General features: G+C 66.4%; 13 protein-coding genes. 5 read left to right on the top strand and 8 right to left on the bottom strand.

All coding sequences use genetic code 11. From position 1 onward, the window contains the following. Nucleotides 1-144: 144 nt before the first annotated feature. From BIU82_RS14750 to BIU82_RS14730, 5 genes are all read left to right on the top strand, one after another. Nucleotides 145-1,593, top strand: a complete 1,449-nt coding sequence (locus tag BIU82_RS14750) for a sugar transferase (protein WP_070350196.1) — start codon at nt 145-147, stop codon at nt 1,591-1,593. Nucleotides 1,594-1,713: 120 nt separating this feature from the next. Continuing rightward, entirely contained in the window at nt 1,714-3,942 is a 2,229-nt protein-coding gene (locus BIU82_RS14745; protein ID WP_074466454.1) for an acyltransferase family protein, read from the top strand. Nucleotides 3,943-3,946: 4 nt separating this feature from the next. Next, nucleotides 3,947-4,504, top strand: a complete 558-nt coding sequence (locus BIU82_RS14740) for an ElyC/SanA/YdcF family protein (protein WP_070350194.1) — start codon at nt 3,947-3,949, stop codon at nt 4,502-4,504. Between the two features lie 138 nt (nt 4,505-4,642). Further along, entirely contained in the window at nt 4,643-6,118 is a 1,476-nt protein-coding gene (locus BIU82_RS14735) for a polysaccharide biosynthesis tyrosine autokinase (RefSeq protein WP_070350193.1), read from the top strand. 159 nt (nt 6,119-6,277) lie between these two features. Then, entirely contained in the window at nt 6,278-7,828 is a 1,551-nt protein-coding gene (locus BIU82_RS14730) for a hypothetical protein (protein ID WP_070350192.1), read from the top strand. A 33-nt stretch (nt 7,829-7,861) separates the two neighbouring features. On the opposite strand, the gene BIU82_RS14725 is transcribed toward BIU82_RS14730, so the two are convergent. The 8 genes from BIU82_RS14725 to BIU82_RS14690 are packed head-to-tail and all read right to left on the bottom strand — an operon-like array spanning nt 7,862 to nt 16,410. Next, nucleotides 7,862-9,151 (bottom strand): acyltransferase, encoded by a 1,290-nt coding sequence (locus BIU82_RS14725; protein ID WP_070350191.1) that lies wholly within the window; start codon nt 9,149-9,151, stop codon nt 7,862-7,864. Then, on the bottom strand, nt 9,148-10,635 hold the full coding sequence (locus BIU82_RS14720; RefSeq protein ID WP_070350190.1) for an O-antigen ligase family protein: 1,488 nt from the start codon (nt 10,633-10,635) through the stop codon (nt 9,148-9,150). Before BIU82_RS14720 ends, BIU82_RS14725 begins: the two co-directional genes overlap by 4 nt. Further along, nucleotides 10,629-11,750 (bottom strand): glycosyltransferase, encoded by a 1,122-nt coding sequence (locus tag BIU82_RS14715; protein ID WP_070350189.1) that lies wholly within the window; start codon nt 11,748-11,750, stop codon nt 10,629-10,631. Before BIU82_RS14715 ends, BIU82_RS14720 begins: the two co-directional genes overlap by 7 nt. Beyond that, entirely contained in the window at nt 11,747-12,958 is a 1,212-nt protein-coding gene (locus BIU82_RS14710; protein ID WP_216099027.1) for a polysaccharide biosynthesis C-terminal domain-containing protein, read from the bottom strand. Before BIU82_RS14710 ends, BIU82_RS14715 begins: the two co-directional genes overlap by 4 nt. Continuing rightward, nucleotides 12,958-14,127 carry a glycosyltransferase gene (locus BIU82_RS14705; RefSeq protein WP_070350188.1) on the bottom strand — a complete coding sequence of 390 codons (1,170 nt, stop codon included), beginning with the start codon at nt 14,125-14,127 and terminating at the stop codon, nt 12,958-12,960. Before BIU82_RS14705 ends, BIU82_RS14710 begins: the two co-directional genes overlap by 1 nt. A gap of 25 nt (nt 14,128-14,152) precedes the next feature. Next, nucleotides 14,153-14,698: an acyltransferase gene (locus BIU82_RS14700; RefSeq protein WP_070350187.1), complete on the bottom strand. Its 546-nt coding sequence runs from the start codon at nt 14,696-14,698 to the stop codon at nt 14,153-14,155. Nucleotides 14,699-14,725: 27 nt separating this feature from the next. Beyond that, on the bottom strand, nt 14,726-15,262 hold the full coding sequence (locus BIU82_RS14695; RefSeq protein ID WP_139146628.1) for an acyltransferase: 537 nt from the start codon (nt 15,260-15,262) through the stop codon (nt 14,726-14,728). After that, a complete protein-coding gene (locus BIU82_RS14690) occupies nt 15,259-16,410 on the bottom strand; it encodes a glycosyltransferase (RefSeq protein ID WP_083292366.1) in 1,152 nt (383 codons plus the stop codon). The genes BIU82_RS14695 and BIU82_RS14690 overlap by 4 nt, the downstream gene beginning before the upstream one ends. Nucleotides 16,411-16,669 lie beyond the last annotated feature (259 nt).

The following is a 16,669-nucleotide window of genomic DNA, read 5'->3' as shown; positions in this document are numbered from 1 at the left end:
ATGACGGAAAAGGGTCAAATTCCCCGGATCCTCAGTAATATTTCCAGCTAGGTGGAACCGGTCAATGACGCCCGGATCACGCCTCGGTACCCCGGACCTTCCCAACATGCACCACAAACCCCGGGGTGAAAAGTTCATCATGAAATGGGGGCCTGGAAAGTGGGTCGAGACGTCGGTTGGGGCGCGCGTGAATCGTTGCGCCTGAAAGTCGTGGATGCGTTTGTCATCGTCGTTGCCGTGGGTGGCGCGTACATCATCCGTTTCGGCCTCGACCCTGCCTCGCCGGGTTATGAGGAAACCCCGTACGGCACGTTGTCCGTCATCCTCATCCTGTCCTGGTGGCTCATGCTGGGGGCCTGGCACAGCAGGGACAGCAAGATTCTTGGCGCCGGCCCGGAGGAATTCAAACGGGTGGCTACGGCTTCCCTTTGGCTCTTCGGCATGGTGGCGATTTTTTCGTACGTCTTCAAATTCGATACCGCCCGGGGCTACGTAGGCATCGCCCTGCCCGCAGGGCTCATCGGCCTGCTCCTGGCACGCTGGATCCTGCGCCGCCGGCTGACGGCCACCCGCCGCCAGGGGTACAGCATGTCCCGGATCATGCTGCTCGGCGGCCCCGGCGCCGTCGCGCATCTCGCCTCCTCGCTGCACGGCGCAAAGCATGCAGGCTACCTGCCGGTGGGCACCTACACTCCGGGAGCGCCGGACGGCCCGGTGGAGGAAATGTTCGACGGCCTGCCGCACATGGGCCACGAACCGGACATGCACTCCATCCTGGAAGCGATCGAGCGCTGCGAGGCCGACGCCGTCGCGATGTCCGCCGGCGTCCAGCTGCACCCCAAAGTCATCCGGCACCTCGGCTGGGAGCTGGCCTCCCGCAACGTCGGCCTCATCATGGCCCCGGCCCTGACGGACATCGCCGGCCCGCGCATTCACACCCGGCCGATCGCAGGGCTTCCCCTCATCCACGTCAGCACGCCCACCCTCGAAGCAGGGCAACGCCTGGCGAAGCGGCTGTTCGATATCACGGCAGCAAGCACGGCGATCATCCTGCTGGCGCCCGTTTTCGCCCTCGTAGCACTCGCCGTCCGCCTGGACAGCAAGGGGCCCGTGCTGTTCCGGCAGGAGCGCGTAGGCGTGGGCGGAAGCACCTTCAGCATGCTGAAGTTCCGTTCCATGGTGACCGACGCCGAAGAGCGGCTTGCCGAACTCAGCAGCCTCAACGAGGGCAGCGGCGTGCTCTTCAAGATGAAGAACGATCCACGGATCACCCGGATCGGCGGCACCCTGCGGCGTTTCAGCCTCGACGAACTCCCGCAGCTGTTCAATGTGCTGGGCGGTTCGATGAGCCTGGTGGGCCCGCGCCCGCCGCTCCCCCGGGAGGTCGAAGCCTACGAACAGATCGTGCGCCGCCGCCTGCTGGTCAAGCCCGGCGTCACCGGCCTGTGGCAGGTCAGCGGGCGGTCCAATCTCTCCTGGCAGGACTCCGTCCGCCTGGACCTCTACTACGTGGAGAACTGGTCCCTGGCCGGTGACCTCGTCATCCTGCTGAGGACTGTCAGGGCCGTTTTCCAGAGCACCGGGGCCTACTGAAAATCCGCGTAATTTTGACCGGCCGGCCACAAAGCCGTAACAAACGCTGAGCTACGATTAAGCACGGACCCCGGCCCGTCTCACGCCCGGCGGATCATTTCTTTTCGATGGGGACACATTTTGGCAATTGCAAACCTTCGGCTGCCTTCTTTTGCGCGCCGCCCCGGCATAACTGCCGCAGCACATCCGAATAAAGCAGCGCGCAAGGATATCCAGGGGCTGCGGGCGCTCGCAGTTGTCGCAGTGATCTGCGACCACCTGCTTCACTGGCCGGCCGGCGGATTCATCGGGGTGGACGTCTTCTTCGTCATCTCCGGCTTCCTGATCACGGGCCTGCTCATCAAGGAGCATTCCCGCAAGGGCCGGATTTCCTTCGTCGACTTCTACAAGCGGCGCATCAGGCGCATCATGCCGCTTGCCGTCCTCGTGCTGCTGGTCACCATGGCGGCGGCCTGGCTGGTCCTCAACGCCGGCCGCGCCAGGATCATCGCCGAAGACGGGCTGTGGGCCATGGCCTTCGCCGCCAACTGGCACTTCGCGCTGAGCGGCACGGACTACATGAACGTCGCCGGCCCGGTGTCGCCGCTGCAGCACTTCTGGTCCCTGGCGGTCGAAGAACAGTTCTATGTGGTGTGGCCGGTATTGATCGTGCTGGTCCTCGGCGGGCTTGCCGGGCGGTTCGGATGGTCCCACCAGACCGCCCTGCGCACGCTCACCTGGGTGATGGCCGTCGTCGTGGTTGGCTCGCTGGCGTTCGCGCTGTGGGAAACCGCGTCGTCCCCCACGGTCGCCTACTTCTCCACCTTCTCCCGTTCCTGGGAGCTGGGGCTGGGCGCGCTCCTGGCTGTCTGCGCGAAAAGCCTGGCCCGCATCCCGGACCTCCTCCGGCCGTACCTCAGCTACCTCGGACTCGCCGGCATCGCCTGGAGCCTGTTCTTCATCACCCCGGACATGCCCTTCCCCGGGCCGTGGGCGATCGTACCCGTGCTGTCGAGCTGCCTGGTCATCGCCGCGGGTACGGGCGGCCCTGCCCGTGCTGTCTTCCCCCTGACCACCGGAGTGGCGGGGTACCTGGGCGATATTTCGTATTCCCTCTACCTGTGGCACTTCCCGGTGATCATCTTCGCCGAGTCCCTCATGCCGGTGGAGGAACCGGTCACCATCGCAATCGTCCTGGCGATCATCGCGGGCCTCTCCGTGCTGTCCTTCCACCTTCTTGAAGACCCCATCCGGAAGTCGAGCTGGCTTGATCCAGCAGCGGCAAAGAAGCGCCACAGCCACCGGATATCCCCCAAGCTCGCAGCCCAGATCACGGGCGTGGTGGCCTTGTTCATCGTCACGGCGGTGGCCGGGGCCTACTCCCTCAACCTTTATGCGGCAAAACCCTCCGAAGCCGCCAACGCTTCCCTCGGCCCGAAGTCGAAAGCGCCCGCCGTCGACGCCAAGACCGCTGAAACGGCCCTGGCAGCGCAGATCCGCACCGCCCTGGACGCCACGGCATGGCCGGAACTTTCCCCGTCCATCGAATCGCTGGGCCGGGACACCCAAGCCCGGGAATGGGCCAAGGACGGTTGCCTGGGCAAGGACGTCAATTCCCTGCCGGACCCCATGGAAAACGCAGCCCGCTGCGTCTACGGCGACGCGAAAGCCAAGAAGACCGCGGTCCTCCTGGGCGATTCCGTGGCCATCAGCTGGCTGCCCGGGCTTCGTGCCGCGCTGGAACCCAAGGGCTACAAGATCCTGGTGTACACGCTGCAGGAATGCCCCGCCATCAAGATCCCGGTGCTGCACGGAGTCAACGACGCTTTGGCTCCGCACCCGGAATGCACGTCCTTCCACAACAACGCCTACGCCAAGATGCGCGACATCAAGCCGGATGCCATCTTCATGTCCAGCGTGGCCGGCACAACGGCCCGGCTTGCGAGCGGAAGCAAGGGCCCGGCAAGCCTCCAGGAGTGGTCGAAGGCGGCCCAGGCAAGCTTCACCGAGCTGGCAGCGGCTGCCAAGCAGGTGGTTGTCCTGAGCCCTCCACCGGGCGGCAAGAACCTGCAGCAATGCGCCACCAGGATCAGCAAACCCGCCGATTGCGTCACCAGCCCGGACTCCATCTACTTCGACACAGAATCCGTCGAGCGCCAGGCCGCCGCAGCGGCAACCGCTGCCGGCAAGGGCAAAGTGACCCTGGCCAGCACCAAATCCTGGTTCTGCTCCCCGCGCAACAGCTGCCCTGCGTTCATCGGCACAACACCCGTCTACGCGGACGTTTCCCACCTGAACTACCAGTTCGCCGAGAAGCTCGGGCCCGTCCTGGCGCAGACGGTTTCCGGCGTGACCGCCGCCGCAAAGTAGTCCCGTGAAGAAGAACGTGTCCTTCAAGCGCTTCCGCCGACGACGGATCCTCGCCTGGTTCCTGGCCGTGCTGCTCGCCTGGGGGCTGGCGGGAATTCCGTTGTTCGTGGTTCCCGCGAGCGATGAACCGCTGCCCGCGGATGTCGTCTTCGTCCTCGGACCGCCGTCGGCGCGGGTGGAGTACGCGGAGCAGCTCATGCTCCAGGGCGCCGCGGACACCATTGCGATCTCCATGCCGCTGAGCGAAAACGGCCGCATTGAGGGTGCGTACTGCGAAGCCAAGCGGCATTACAAAATCCTGTGCTTCCATCCCGAACCTTTCACCACCGAAGGCGAAGCCCTGGAGCTCGCCGCAATGGCGGAAAAGTACGGGTGGAAAAGCGCAAATATCGTGGCACCGACATTCCACGTCACCCGGGCCGGGTGGATCATCCGGCGCTGTTTCCCGGGTACGGTCCGCATGATCGGCTATGACGAAGGATTGAACGTTTTTGAATGGGCGTACCAATACGCCTACCAGTCGGCAGCCTTGGTCAAGGCTGCCTTCCAAAGCGATTGTTGACCGGAATTCACGGCCCGCATATGCCGGGAACCATGGTCAATGACATGAACAAGGCACCATTTCAAGCCAGTGGCTTCACAGCCCTAGTCTTGTATGGGGGTCTTGGCCAAACACACGCGGTACTCAGAGAGGCACACCTTGGAAATTCGTGACTACATCCGGATCCTCGGGCACAACTGGATCCTTCTAACGTGCCTGACGCTCCTGGGAGTCCTGGGTGCCGTAGGCGCGTCCATTTTCACCAAGGCCAGCTACACCGCTGAAACCCAGCTCTTCGTGGCCATCCAGAGTTCCGGGTCCGCCACCGACCTGCAGCTGGGCAACTCCTTCAGCCAGGCCCGGGTGCAGTCCTACGTGATGACCGTGGGCACCCCGGCCGTCATGCAGCCCGTCATCGAGCAGCTGGGCCTCACGGAATCGCCCAAGGAACTGGCAGCCAAGGTCAAGGCCACGGCCGAGGACAACACCGTCATCATCACCATCCAGGTGACCGACGGCTCCGCCGCGCAGTCCGCCGCCATCGCCCAGGCCGTCGCTGACAGCCTCATCAAGGCGGTCGACAACCTCGAAAAGTCCGACGTCGGCGGTACTTCGCCCGTCAAGCTCTCCATCGTGACTCCGCCCTCCGTCCCTGAGGCACCCTCCCACCCGAACCCCAAGCTGAACATCCTGGTGGGTCTGGTGGCGGGCCTCCTCCTCGGCCTCGGCGCCACGGTGCTGCGCACCGCCCTGGACAACAAGGTCCGCGACGAGTCCCACCTGCGCAAGATCACCGCCGCTCCCCTGCTTGGCAGCATCTCCTTCGACCGCGATGCTGCCAAGCGCCCCCTCGTTTCCCAGGTGGCACCGCAGAGCCCGCGCGCCGAGTCCTTCCGCCAGCTGCGCACCAACATGCAGTTCGCCAGCATCAGCAGGAAGTCCGGCGCCATCATGGTCACGTCCTCGCTGCCGAGCGAAGGAAAGACCACTACCGCCACCAACATCGCCATCACCTTTTCGCAGGCCGGCCAGCGTGTGGTCCTGATCGACGCCGACCTCCGCCGGCCGACGGTGGGCGAGTACATGGGCCTGGACCGCAACGCGGGCCTCACCACCGCGCTCCTGGGCCGGGCCGGCGTCGACGACCTCCTCCAGAAGTGGGGCGAGGACGAACTCTACGTCCTCACTTCCGGGCAGATTCCGCCCAACCCGAGCGAGCTCCTGGCTTCCGATGAGATGCTGCAGCTGGTCCGGCACCTGGAACTCAAGTTCGACGTCGTCATCATCGACGCACCGCCGCTGCTTCCGGTCACGGATGCCGCCGTCCTGTCGCAGCACGTGGATGGCGTGGTGCTGGTGGTCAACAGCCAGAACACCCGCCAGGCCCAGGTGGAGCGGTCCCTGGCCTCGCTGGAACTCGTCAACGCGAGCGTCCTGGGCGTCATCCTGAACATGCTGCCGTTCAAGGGCGTGGATTCCTACGCGTACAGCTACCACAACCTGGAGAACGAGTCCCCTGCCCGGCCCGCCGGGAGCGCTTCCCGCGACGCACGCCCGGCCACTGTTCCGGGCCAGGCTGCCGCTGCCACGGAAGACGACCACGGCCGCCACGCGCTGCCTGCCGGGCGGCGCTAGCGCGAACCCGCGTGTCACATAGGCATCACGCTCCGTCGATGCCGTTCCGGCGCCGATACGATTGCAGCACAACGTGGTCTTCGTTGCGGTCGCCGGTCCACCGGGGTCATGGGGGTCCTCTTCCGGCGGCGTATCCGGTCTCGCTCCTGGAGTTCTCCCATGCCTCTGCGACTACGCATCCTCCCAATCCTGGCGGCCACGCTGTTCCTCACGGCAAGCACCGCCCTGGCTCCGGCCCACGCGGAATCGGTTCCCCGTTTCACCGATCCGCTGGCCATGTACGACGCGTCATCCGTCAAAGTATCGGTCGCTGCCGATTCCTCCTCGGTGGAATATTCGGTGTCGTCTTTCGAAGGCGTAACCGTCGCCAGCGGCTCAACCACAGTCTCCGGAGGAGCAGGCTCCGTAGACCTGGGCGGCCTCGGCCCGGGCTACTACGAACTCACGGTGTCGAACACCGCAGGCAAGGCTTCCACCAGCCTGGGAATCGTGGCGGGAGCCCCCGCGCAGCCGGCCTCTTCGCTTTTCGGCACAACTGCCCACCCCGCCATCCATCCGTGGATCGACCAGAGCGCAGCAGCCGGAAGGCTGGGCCTGCGTTCGGTCCGCGTGGACTGGCGCTGGGAAGACGCCGTCCGGGCTGACGGAAGCTTTGCCTGGGATCCATCCACCGAGGCCGAAATCAGCCGCCTCCAGGCCCGTGGCATCCGGCCCACGCTGGTGCTTGCCTACTACGGGCTCTGCGACGACGGCCAGACGCCATCCTCCAAGCGGTGCATCAACCAATACGCCGACTTCGTCAAGGCCACCGCGCAAAAGTACGGAGCCTCGGTGGACTACGGAATCTACAACGAGTTCAACTACGTCTACAACACGGGCAAGTGCGGCCGTACGGCTGACTGCTACGTGAAGCTCCTGAAGCCGGCCTTCGACGCTGTCCGGAGCTATGCCCCAGGCGCCAAGGTCAGCGGCCCGGCGTTGGGCGCCGCCGATGACTGGTGGGCCGTTGGCGGCGAGGCCTACAACTGGTTCAAGCGCTTCGTGGAGCTCGGCGGCCACCACTACGTCGATGAAGCAACCATCCACAACTACTCGCTTTCCACAGCCCCTGAGGGCTGCGGCGAACGTGCCGTGGCCAATGCGAAAGCCCTCCTGGCTGCGGCAGGATCCACCAAGCCGGTGGTCCTGGAGGAGACTGGCTACAACACGGTCGAAGGCGGCCAGCCGGAGAGCATCCAGGCAGCTTTCCTGGTCCGCGACGCTGCTGCCGTCCTGGCCGCCGGTGCCGGCCGCTACATGCACTACGGACTGGTCAACAACTGGAATGCTCCCAGCGACCCCGAGTCGAACTTCGGGCTGTTCCGGCATGAAGACAGCTCCGGCGGGCGGCTGGCACCCAAACCTGCCGCAGTGGCACAGGCCGTCCTGGCGAAGTTCCTCGACGGGGCCGTGCCGGCCGGGCAGGAATCCCTGGACCCGGACGTCCGTTCCACGCTCTTCCGCCTCCCGGACGGGCGCACGGCGCGGATCGTGTGGTCGCAGAGCTCTGCGCACACCCTGTTCCTCAGCGGCGCGGGCACACTGGATGCCAGGGACCTCTTCGGCAGGCAGATTCCGGGGTATGCCGAAGGAGACACCGTGAGCATAGGCATCAGCGGCTACCCGGTCCTGCTGCTGAGCGCAACGCCGGGAACCGCCGCCGTCAGCTGACCGCTGTCCCTCAGCTGACGGCTACCGAGCCGGCTACTTGGCCGCGGGTTCCGGTTCCCGCGGCGCAGCGGCAGCGGCGCGGGCCTTCTTGTTCCGGGGCCGCAGTTTCATGGCCGGCAGTTCCACGAAATGGTAGGACAGTACTGACAACACAATCGTGATGCCCAGGACCAGCCCGAAGTTCCACAAGGCACCAAGGTAGCTGTCCGGACCGATCAGCTTCCAGCGGGTGACCAGCAGCAGCACCGGGTAGTGCCACAGGTAGATGCTCAGCGAGATGTCGCCCAGGTACTTCAACGGCTTCACGTCCAGCGCCCTGGCGATCCACGGCACGGCACCGCTGCCCGGAGTCGGCAGGACGATAAGCAGCAGCGCTGCGCCCGAGGCAACGGACAGCACGGTGGCCACGTAGTGGGACTGCAGCAGGATCGCCGCGCCCGTGGCTCCGACGCCCAGCACCACGAGCAGCAGCATGAGCGCCCGCATCCGGGGCGTGGACGCCAGTTTCCCGCGCTTCACGGCCAGGAACAGCACGGCGGCGGCCAGCCCGAAGGCGAAGTTGTCGCACCACAGCAGGAAGCTGCGGGCCAGCACCGCATGCCAGGAGGCGCCCCACTCATGGTGCAGCGGGTTGTCGCTGTCCGGCGTCGTCATCACTGCGAAAGTCCGGCCGGCCACACCGAGGGCCAGCAGGAAGAACGCGGGCAGCAGGGCCAGGAGCCAACGGTTGATCCGGGTCCGCTTGCGCAGCGCGTAGCAGCCCAGGGAGAGCAGCGGAAGGATCGCGTAGAAGGCGATTTCCATGGTGAGGGTCCAGCTCGGGTTGAGGCCGGTCTGCAGTCCCGTGGGGAAGTAGTTGTGCAGCAGGGTCAGCTGCAGGAGGAGCTGCACCGGATCCGTGATCATGCCGCTCCCCTGGTCCGAGCGGGTGGCTGAAGCATCGTAGGCGTTCTGCACGTACACGGCCTGGAAGATGAAATTCGATACCAGGAACGCGGTCAGGTAGGCCGGGAAGACGCGCAGCGCACGGTTGATGGCGTACTCGCCGGTGCCCGGGAACTTCCGCTCCTCCACGATCGCCGAGAGGTATGGCATGTAGATGAAGAAGGCACTCATCACGTGGAAGAACACAATGAGGTTCCCCAGGTAGCCCAGCTTGGTGGCCTCCAGGACTCCGGGAGTGAGCAGCAAGGTGGTGTGCACCAGGACCACCATGGCGGCGAGGAGCCCGCGGGTTCCTTCCAGTCCCGGCAGCCTGTTGCCGGCCGCCGCTGCCTTGGATGCGCTGTGCCGCGGTCCGCGCGGGGAAATGGTGGAGGTCATGCCTTTACCTTTGTTCCTGTGGTGGCCTGCTGTGGTCTGGTGATCCTGCCGTGCGGGGTCCTCCGGTTGCGCAAGGCCCTGCGTCCGTAGAGGGGGCCGACGACGGCGGGCTGCGGTTCCGGGGCCGGTTCCGCCAGCGGGGGCGGATCCTCGGTAGTGGCCAGCTCCGCGGGCCGCGGCAGGAAGGCCAGGTAGATCGAGAGCACGGTGGTGACGGGGGCGATGGTGACCACCGGAAAGTCCAGCTGCAGGGCAACGAAGACCAGGCCGATGAAGCCGGCGCCCAGGAAGCCGAGGTCTGCCCGCGGGTGCCGGAGGGCCCGGAAGGACAGGTACACGCCGATCAGCAGCACCGCCCAGAAAGCCAGCCCGGCCACGAGACCGCCACGGTAGATCGATAGGAGCGGGGCGTTGGCGACGTAGTTGACCGCCCAGCCGATATCGGCGTCGCGGAATTCCGGCCGGCCCCAGCCCAGGCCAAAGATCCAGTGGTCCTCCACATGGCGGGGGAAGTTCTCCAGGGCTTCCTGCCGTGCTTCGCTGCCGCTGTCGTTCTTGCCGAAGGAGTCGAACACACGCTCCTGGACCTCGGGAATCGCGAACGCGGAGGCCAGGCCCAGCACCATCACACTGAGGAATTTCATCCGCCCGTGCAGCTTCATGTTCTTCATGGCCAGGTAGAGCAGCAGGGCCACCACGACCGAGAAGATGGCCGCGCGGCTGAGCGTCAGCAGGATCGCGGTTCCCAGGATGGCCAGGGACAGCATCCGTTTCCACCCGGCCAGCAGGGCCAGCGCGAGGAAGATCGCGAGCAGGAGGAACAACCCGCCGGCGTTGGGGTCCACATAGGTGCCGGTCAGGCGGCGGGTCTGCTCATCGCCGTCGTACACGTACCGCAGGGTCTCATTGCCGGCGACGTAACCGAACACCGCAAAGGGCTTCATCATGGCGCCGCCGCCGTCGAAGGCGAGGGAGACCAGGCCGAAGCCGGCGGCCGCCGTCGAGGTGTACACATAGCTTCGCCCGAAGGAGAGCCGTTGCGCTTCGCTCAGGCGGCGCAGGGACATGGTGACGGAACCGGCCACCAGCCATTTGCTGAGTTCGGTGAGGTCCACGGGCGACACATAGGTCACGGCGGCCGAGAAGACTCCCATGGCGAGCATGAACACCACGGCCCAGTCGAGGAGCGAATACCGCGGCGCCTGGGAGCGCGGAAGCAGCATGGCCGCGAAACCGGCGCCGAGGGATGCCACGAACACCAGCGGAAGGCTGCTTCCGGGCACCACGCCGAAGGGCAGGAACCCCAGGATCACGGCCAGTCCGTGGAACAGCACCATGGGCATCTTGAACGCGAAGTACACGAACCAGGGCAGGCCGATGACGGCGGCGGCCACGATACGGCCGCCGCTGACGGGATCGGTCATGAGGAAACCGGTCAGGAGCGCCGTGAGGGCAGCCCCGGCCAGGAGTGCGTATCTCAGCATGCGAGCCATTTCTCCACGCTGTTGTGCGGCACCCCGGAGTTCCAGCGCCCGGCGTTCAGTTCGAAGATCCGCTCCCCTTCCCGGGCTGCGCCGGCCGCGTCCAGGAGGAGCTCACGGCAGCGAGCCACGAAGCTTTCCTTGCTGTCGAAGGTGGGCAGGCCGAAGACCTCGGACAGCGAGCCCACCGCGGCCTCGGTACCCACCACCGGCAGGCCGCGGCTGGCGGCGTCCAGGATCTTCACGCGGACGCCTCCGCCGGTCAGGATCGGTGCCACCAGGCCCCGGCAGCTGCCCAGCACGGCGTCGAGGTCGTCCACGAAGCCGAGGTCCTGCATCCCGTCGGGCAGCGCCTGCTTCGGTGCCGGTCCGGCGGGTTTCCCGATCACCAGCAGTTCGGCGCCGGCAATCCCCGCGGAAATCTCCGGCCACCATTGCAGGAGGAGCTGGAAGGCTTCCTGGTTCGGCGGCCAGCTGCGGTCGCCAAGGAAGACGAGCCGCCTCCCGCTGGATCCGACGTTGCACTTCGTTCCGGCCGGGAAGGTGACATCCAGCCAGTGGACGCGCTCGACGCCCTGCTTCCGGTAGTCCTCGGCCTCGACGCCGTCGAAGGTGCCCACGGCGTGCGCGGCGCGGGCGACCCGGAGCTCGTCCCTGCGGATGCGGCCGGAATCGAGCCTTCCCACAAGGCCGCGGGACGCGGTCCACACGAGGGACTCCGGCACGTGGGTGCTGACGAGCAAGGGGCGCTTGCCCGCGTGGCGCGAGCGGAGGAAGGACTCGGCCATGTAGCTGTGGTCGGCGATGAAGAGGTCCGAATCCAACGCGTCGAGGGCTGCAGTGAAGGCGGGGATGGAGAAACGGGTGTGCACCAGGCTCCGGCCCGTGCGCAGGCTGTTGAGCAGTACCTTGGGCAGGCTGACGTCCGGCTTGGCGACTTTCCGGAGCTCGGCAGCGAAGGGCAGTTCCGCTTCCGTGGCCAGCGGACCCGCGGACAGGCAGAGCATCCGGACGTCCACGGATTCCCGCGCCAGTTCCGCCACCAGCTTGGACATGGTCACATCGCCGCCATGGGAGACGGACGGGTCCTTGGACAGCATGATCGTTGCAGTGGTCAACGGGAGCCTTCCTCGATGGTCTGGAGCGCGGCCCCGCCAGGTGCGGCCTGCACCGGCCGGGGACGGTGTGCAGCCCGGAAGTACCAGGCGGCCTGGACGATTTCGGCCACGACGGCGGCCAGTGCCGCGCCACCGGCACCGAGCGGCACGGCCAGGGCAGCCACCAGCAGCAGCTTGAGCACCGCGGCCACAGCTCCGCCGGCGACGCGCTGCCGGTCCTGGCCCTGGATGTAGAGGATGGTGGTCATCACGAGGCTGGTGAAACGCACCGCCACGAACAGGCTCAGGACCATCAGCGCGACGGCGATCTGCGGCGCCAGCCCGGTCAGCAGCAGCACCAGCCCGGCCAGGAACACCAACGCAGCCAAGCCTGCAGACAGCGCGAAGGTGGCCTTCCGGCCTGGCCCGGCGGCCGGGTTTCCGCCGGCCTCGCGCAGCGGGCCATGGAAGGTCTGGGCGTACATCTGCCCCACCGAGGCCACGGCCATGGCCAGGACGGAAGCCACGGAGTAGTACCCCGTGATGGTGCTGTCCGTCAGGATGCCCAGGAGCAGGATGTCCCCCTGCATATGCAGGGCGATGATCAGGGCGTCCACGAAGAACAGCAGCAGCTCCCGGGGCTTGCCCGGAACGCCGGGCCGGGTACCCGCCGTCGTGACCGCCGCGGCGACCAGCACGACGGCGTACGGCCAGAGATAGACCAGGCACGCCGTTTCGAGGGTGGGGGCGCTGCCCAGCAGCGGCTGCGAGAGGAACAGGTAGGCGGAAGCGACCACAATCGAGGCGGTCTGCCGGACGGTGTCCAGGCGCATGACGATGTTCGGGTGGCCATCGCGCAGGGCCCGGCTCTTGCAGGCGTTGAAAAGCATTTCGCCGCCGGCCACCGCCAGGGCGAAACCCGCCACGAAGAACTGTCCGAACACCGCGAGGCCGGCGAGGAGAAGCACGGCCCCCACCAGTGCCCGGCCGGTGCGTTCCGCCGCGAAACGGGATTCGCCTTCGCGCATGGAGCGGACGTGGAAGGCATTGTCCAGGGGCGCGGCGATCAGGGAGGACAGCGAAAAGGCCATCGCGTAGAGGCCGTAGTCGGAGATACCGAGCGTGGCGATGACCGCCACCGTCCACGCCAGGCCGAGGAACCTGCCCCCGGCCACCCAGATGGCGGCAATTCCCGCCTTGAGGAGGTTCTCGCCCAGGAGGCGGCGCACTAGCGCTGCTCTCCGGTGCCCGCGGCCACTGCGTTGTTTCGGGCAGTAGCCGGGGCATCCGGCGTGGCGGGATCGGCGATCCACGCGGCGACGAACTCCTCGGCGATCCTGGCCATGGAGCGCTTTGTGCGCAGTTCGGCCGTCTCGACCTGGAGCCTGGCCATCGCCTCCGCGTCCCGCAGCAAGGAGTTGGCGGCGGCCGCCAGCTCCGCGGCGTCCCCCTCGACGACCACGGCACCGCCGTCGCCCTCGAGTTCGCGCAGGGAACCGTAGGACCGGGCGAGCACCGGCGTCTGGTAGGCAATCGCGCGGCTCACCGTTCCGGTGGCCGGGAAGGCCTCCCTGCCGTAGGACTTCCTGCCGCCGTATGGGACCAGGAGCATGCGGATGGACTCGAAGAACGCATCCTCCTCGGGGCCGTTCACCTCGCCCAGGATCTCGACGCCGGGCATCGGCTCCAGCACCTCAGTGCCCCTGCCGGCCACGCGGATGGTGATGTCGTCGTCGAGCGCTTCCCGGAGTTCGGCGAGCATGTCGAAGCCCTTGCCGCGGTACACATAGCCGAACAGGCCGATCGCGAGGGGACGCTCCGTCACGGGCGCCAGGACCGGGCGTTCGGGGACGAAGTGCGCGCTGGGCACGATCCGGGCGGTGGTCATGACGTCGCCCAGCTTCTCCGCGCCCAGGCGGCTCAAGGTGAACAACAGCCGGGAGCGGTTGCCCCACGCTTCGAGGTACCGGGTGAGCTTGTGGAGGGGCAGATGGATACCGTGGGAGAGGACGCGCGACCGTGCCACCAGCTTGCTCCGGAAGGGCCACCACACGGCGTACGGCGGATCGTGGACGGTGGCGCTGACGGACACCTCACCACGGCGTCCGGTCCGCTCCAGACCGAGGGCCGCCCAGAAAGGAACCATGGAACCGCCGCTCTGCTCGCAATGCACGATGGTGGGGACGTCCGGTTCCGCGGCGAGGAGCTTCCGCAACGCGCGGCGGTGCCGGATCAGGTCCAGCACGCCGTCGCCGCCCGGCCCGGGGTGCCGGTATTCCTGGACCGAGCCGAAGTGCGGGCGCACGGCGGCAGCGAAGTCGTCGGAGTAGTCGCCCACTCCCCCGCTGCCGGACTCCGGCGCGACATAGATCAGGCGGTGTCCGCCAAGGTTCCCCATCAGAGATTGCTCGCTTTCCACGGCCCTAGAAGAAGAGCGGACGGTAGCTGGGGTTGTACTCCAGCTCGGATTCGCGCATTCCGCGCAGCTTCGCGGGGATGCCGGCCACGATTTCCATGTCACCCACGTCCTTGCGGACCAGGGAACCGGCACCCACGACGGCGCCGCGGCCAATGCTGACATCCGACAGGACCGTCGCCCGGCTGGCGATCCAGGCGAAGTCGTCCACGCTGATGGGCAGGAAGAAATGGTCGAAGGTATCCGAATCGGGCTCATGGCCTCCGGTGATGAAGTGGACGTCGCTAGCCACCACTACATTGCTGCCGATGCTCAGGCCGCCGCGCGCATCAAGCATGCAGCGGAAGCCGATTCCCGAGTTCTCACCGATGGTGAGCTTCCGGATGTCCAGGACCGTGGTGCCACGGAAGACGCTGGTGCCCTGGCCGATCTTTGCTCCCCAGAAACGCAGCACCGCAAGGCGCAGTTCATGGGAGGGCAAGTGGGTGACGAAGAAGTTGTAAAAAATAACGCCGATCCGGCCCCAGGCCTTGGCGATCAGTGCGGGGTTCATGCGCGCGGCTTTCCTCGGAGCGGACTGTCAGTAGAACAGGGGCCGGTTGCCCGGCCGGTAGTCGAGCGCGGAGTTGCGGGTCCCGCGGACTTCCGCCGGCACACCGGCCACGATGGCCATGGCCTCCACGTCCTTGCGGACCAGGGAGCAGGCACCCACGATCGCGCCGCGGCCGACGGTCACACCGCCCAGCACGGTGCAGCGGCTGGCGATCCAGGCATGGTCCTCGATCACCGTGGGCTGGATGACGGCCCGGAAGTCGTCCGAATTGGGCTCGTGGTGGGCGGTAATGAACTGGGTGTCGCTGGCGATGCACACGCTGTCGCCGATGGTCAGCCCGCCGCGGGCGTCCAGGAGGCAGCGGAAGCCGATCGCCACGGATTCGCCGATCTTCAGGTGCCGGATGCCCAGCACCGTGGTGCCGCGGAAGATGGCCGATTCCTTCCCGATTTCCGCGCCGAAGGCACGCAGGAACGCCAGCCGGAAGTTGTGCGAGGGCACCTGGGTCACCACGAAGTTGTAGAGGACCACCCCTGCATGGTCCACAACGTTCTTCAGCTTCATACTGCCCTCTCGAATTCGTCGTCCGCCACCGTGTCCACGGTGGTCCGGCCGGAGCTGCCGACCCAGTTCCTGATTTTCCCGCGGAACACTTCGCGGTCAAAAGTCCACGCCCGCTCACGGCAGTCGGCCGGATCCATGCCTGCCGCCTGCTCGATCGCGGCCTTCAGTTCCGCGTCCGAGAAGTCCTCCAGGAGGACGCCGGTGCTGCCGTTCACCACGGTTTCCGAAGCACCCCCGACGGCGGACGCCACCACGGGCGTTCCGGTCGCCATCGCTTCCACCGGCATGATGCCGAAGTCCTCAACGGGCGGGAAAACGTAGACCAGCGACCGGCGGTACAGTTCGCGGAGCATGACGTGCGAGGGCCGGTCCACGAAGGTCACCAGGCCCGGGTGGCGGGCTGCCTGGGCCTGCAGCGCCCCGAGCTCGGGGCCGTTGCCGGCGAGGACCACCGGGATGCCCGCGGCCGCGCCCGCGGCAATGACCAGGTCAAGGCGCTTGTAGGGAATGAAGCGCGAGGCGCCCATGATGAAGGTCTCCGGCAGTTCGTCCAGGATCCGTTCCTCTTCGGCCGTGAAACCGCCCTGCTCATCCGTATCGAACTGGCCCACGTTGACCGGCGGATGGATGACGATGCTGTCCCGGTCCCAGATCCCGGCAATCCGCTCCCGCACGAAATTGCTCACGGCGGCAATGGCCGTGGGCTCCTGGGCGCGCTTGCGGTCAATGGCCTTCAGTGGAACGGACGCCAGGCGGACGGCAAGGGACTTGCCCCGGGCGTCCATGTCCGGCGTCCAGATGTAGCGCGCGGGCGTGTGCACGAAGACAAACTTGGGCGCGTCGGCAGCCGGACCGGAGAACCGTGCGTGATGGGAGAACAGGTGCGAACTGCAGAGGAGCCACTCGGCATCGCTGGGTCCGAGGTTGCGCCAGGTGGCGGGCATGAAGGGCAGCGCCAGGGCCTTTGTCTTCCGCAGCGGGGTACGCGCCAGCCAAGTATCGCTGACCCGGCCTTCGGGGAAACGCGCCGGGGCATCGTCCCACAGGCACTTGATGGGTGCGTCAGGAAACACCGCGGCCATTTCTTCAACGACCTTCTCGGCACCGCCATGGGGTTCAAGCCATTCATGAACGATGTAACCAGTCAAAGCACAGTCCTCCCCAGCACTATCCAGCTTGACAAATGACTTCCTGTTTTTCCGTACCAAGGCATGGACCAGCCACGGACGGAAAATCAGGTTCACCTTGATCGCGGGCAGAAGTACCGAAAACTGGCCCCATCACCGTTTTTCAGCGATCCAGTACGGGAAATAATACGTCCTGTACTGGCCACGCATAGTCTTTTTTTACGTGCTGGAGGGGCTGCATGACCGAATGTTTTCACGCGGCCACAAAGCGGTAACCCAT

This window comes from Arthrobacter sp. SW1, from assembly GCF_001766675.1.
Lineage (GTDB): Bacteria > Actinomycetota > Actinomycetes > Actinomycetales > Micrococcaceae > Arthrobacter.
The sequence above is the reverse complement of the archived record's forward strand: the minus strand, read 5'-3'. Positions and strand labels throughout refer to the sequence as shown.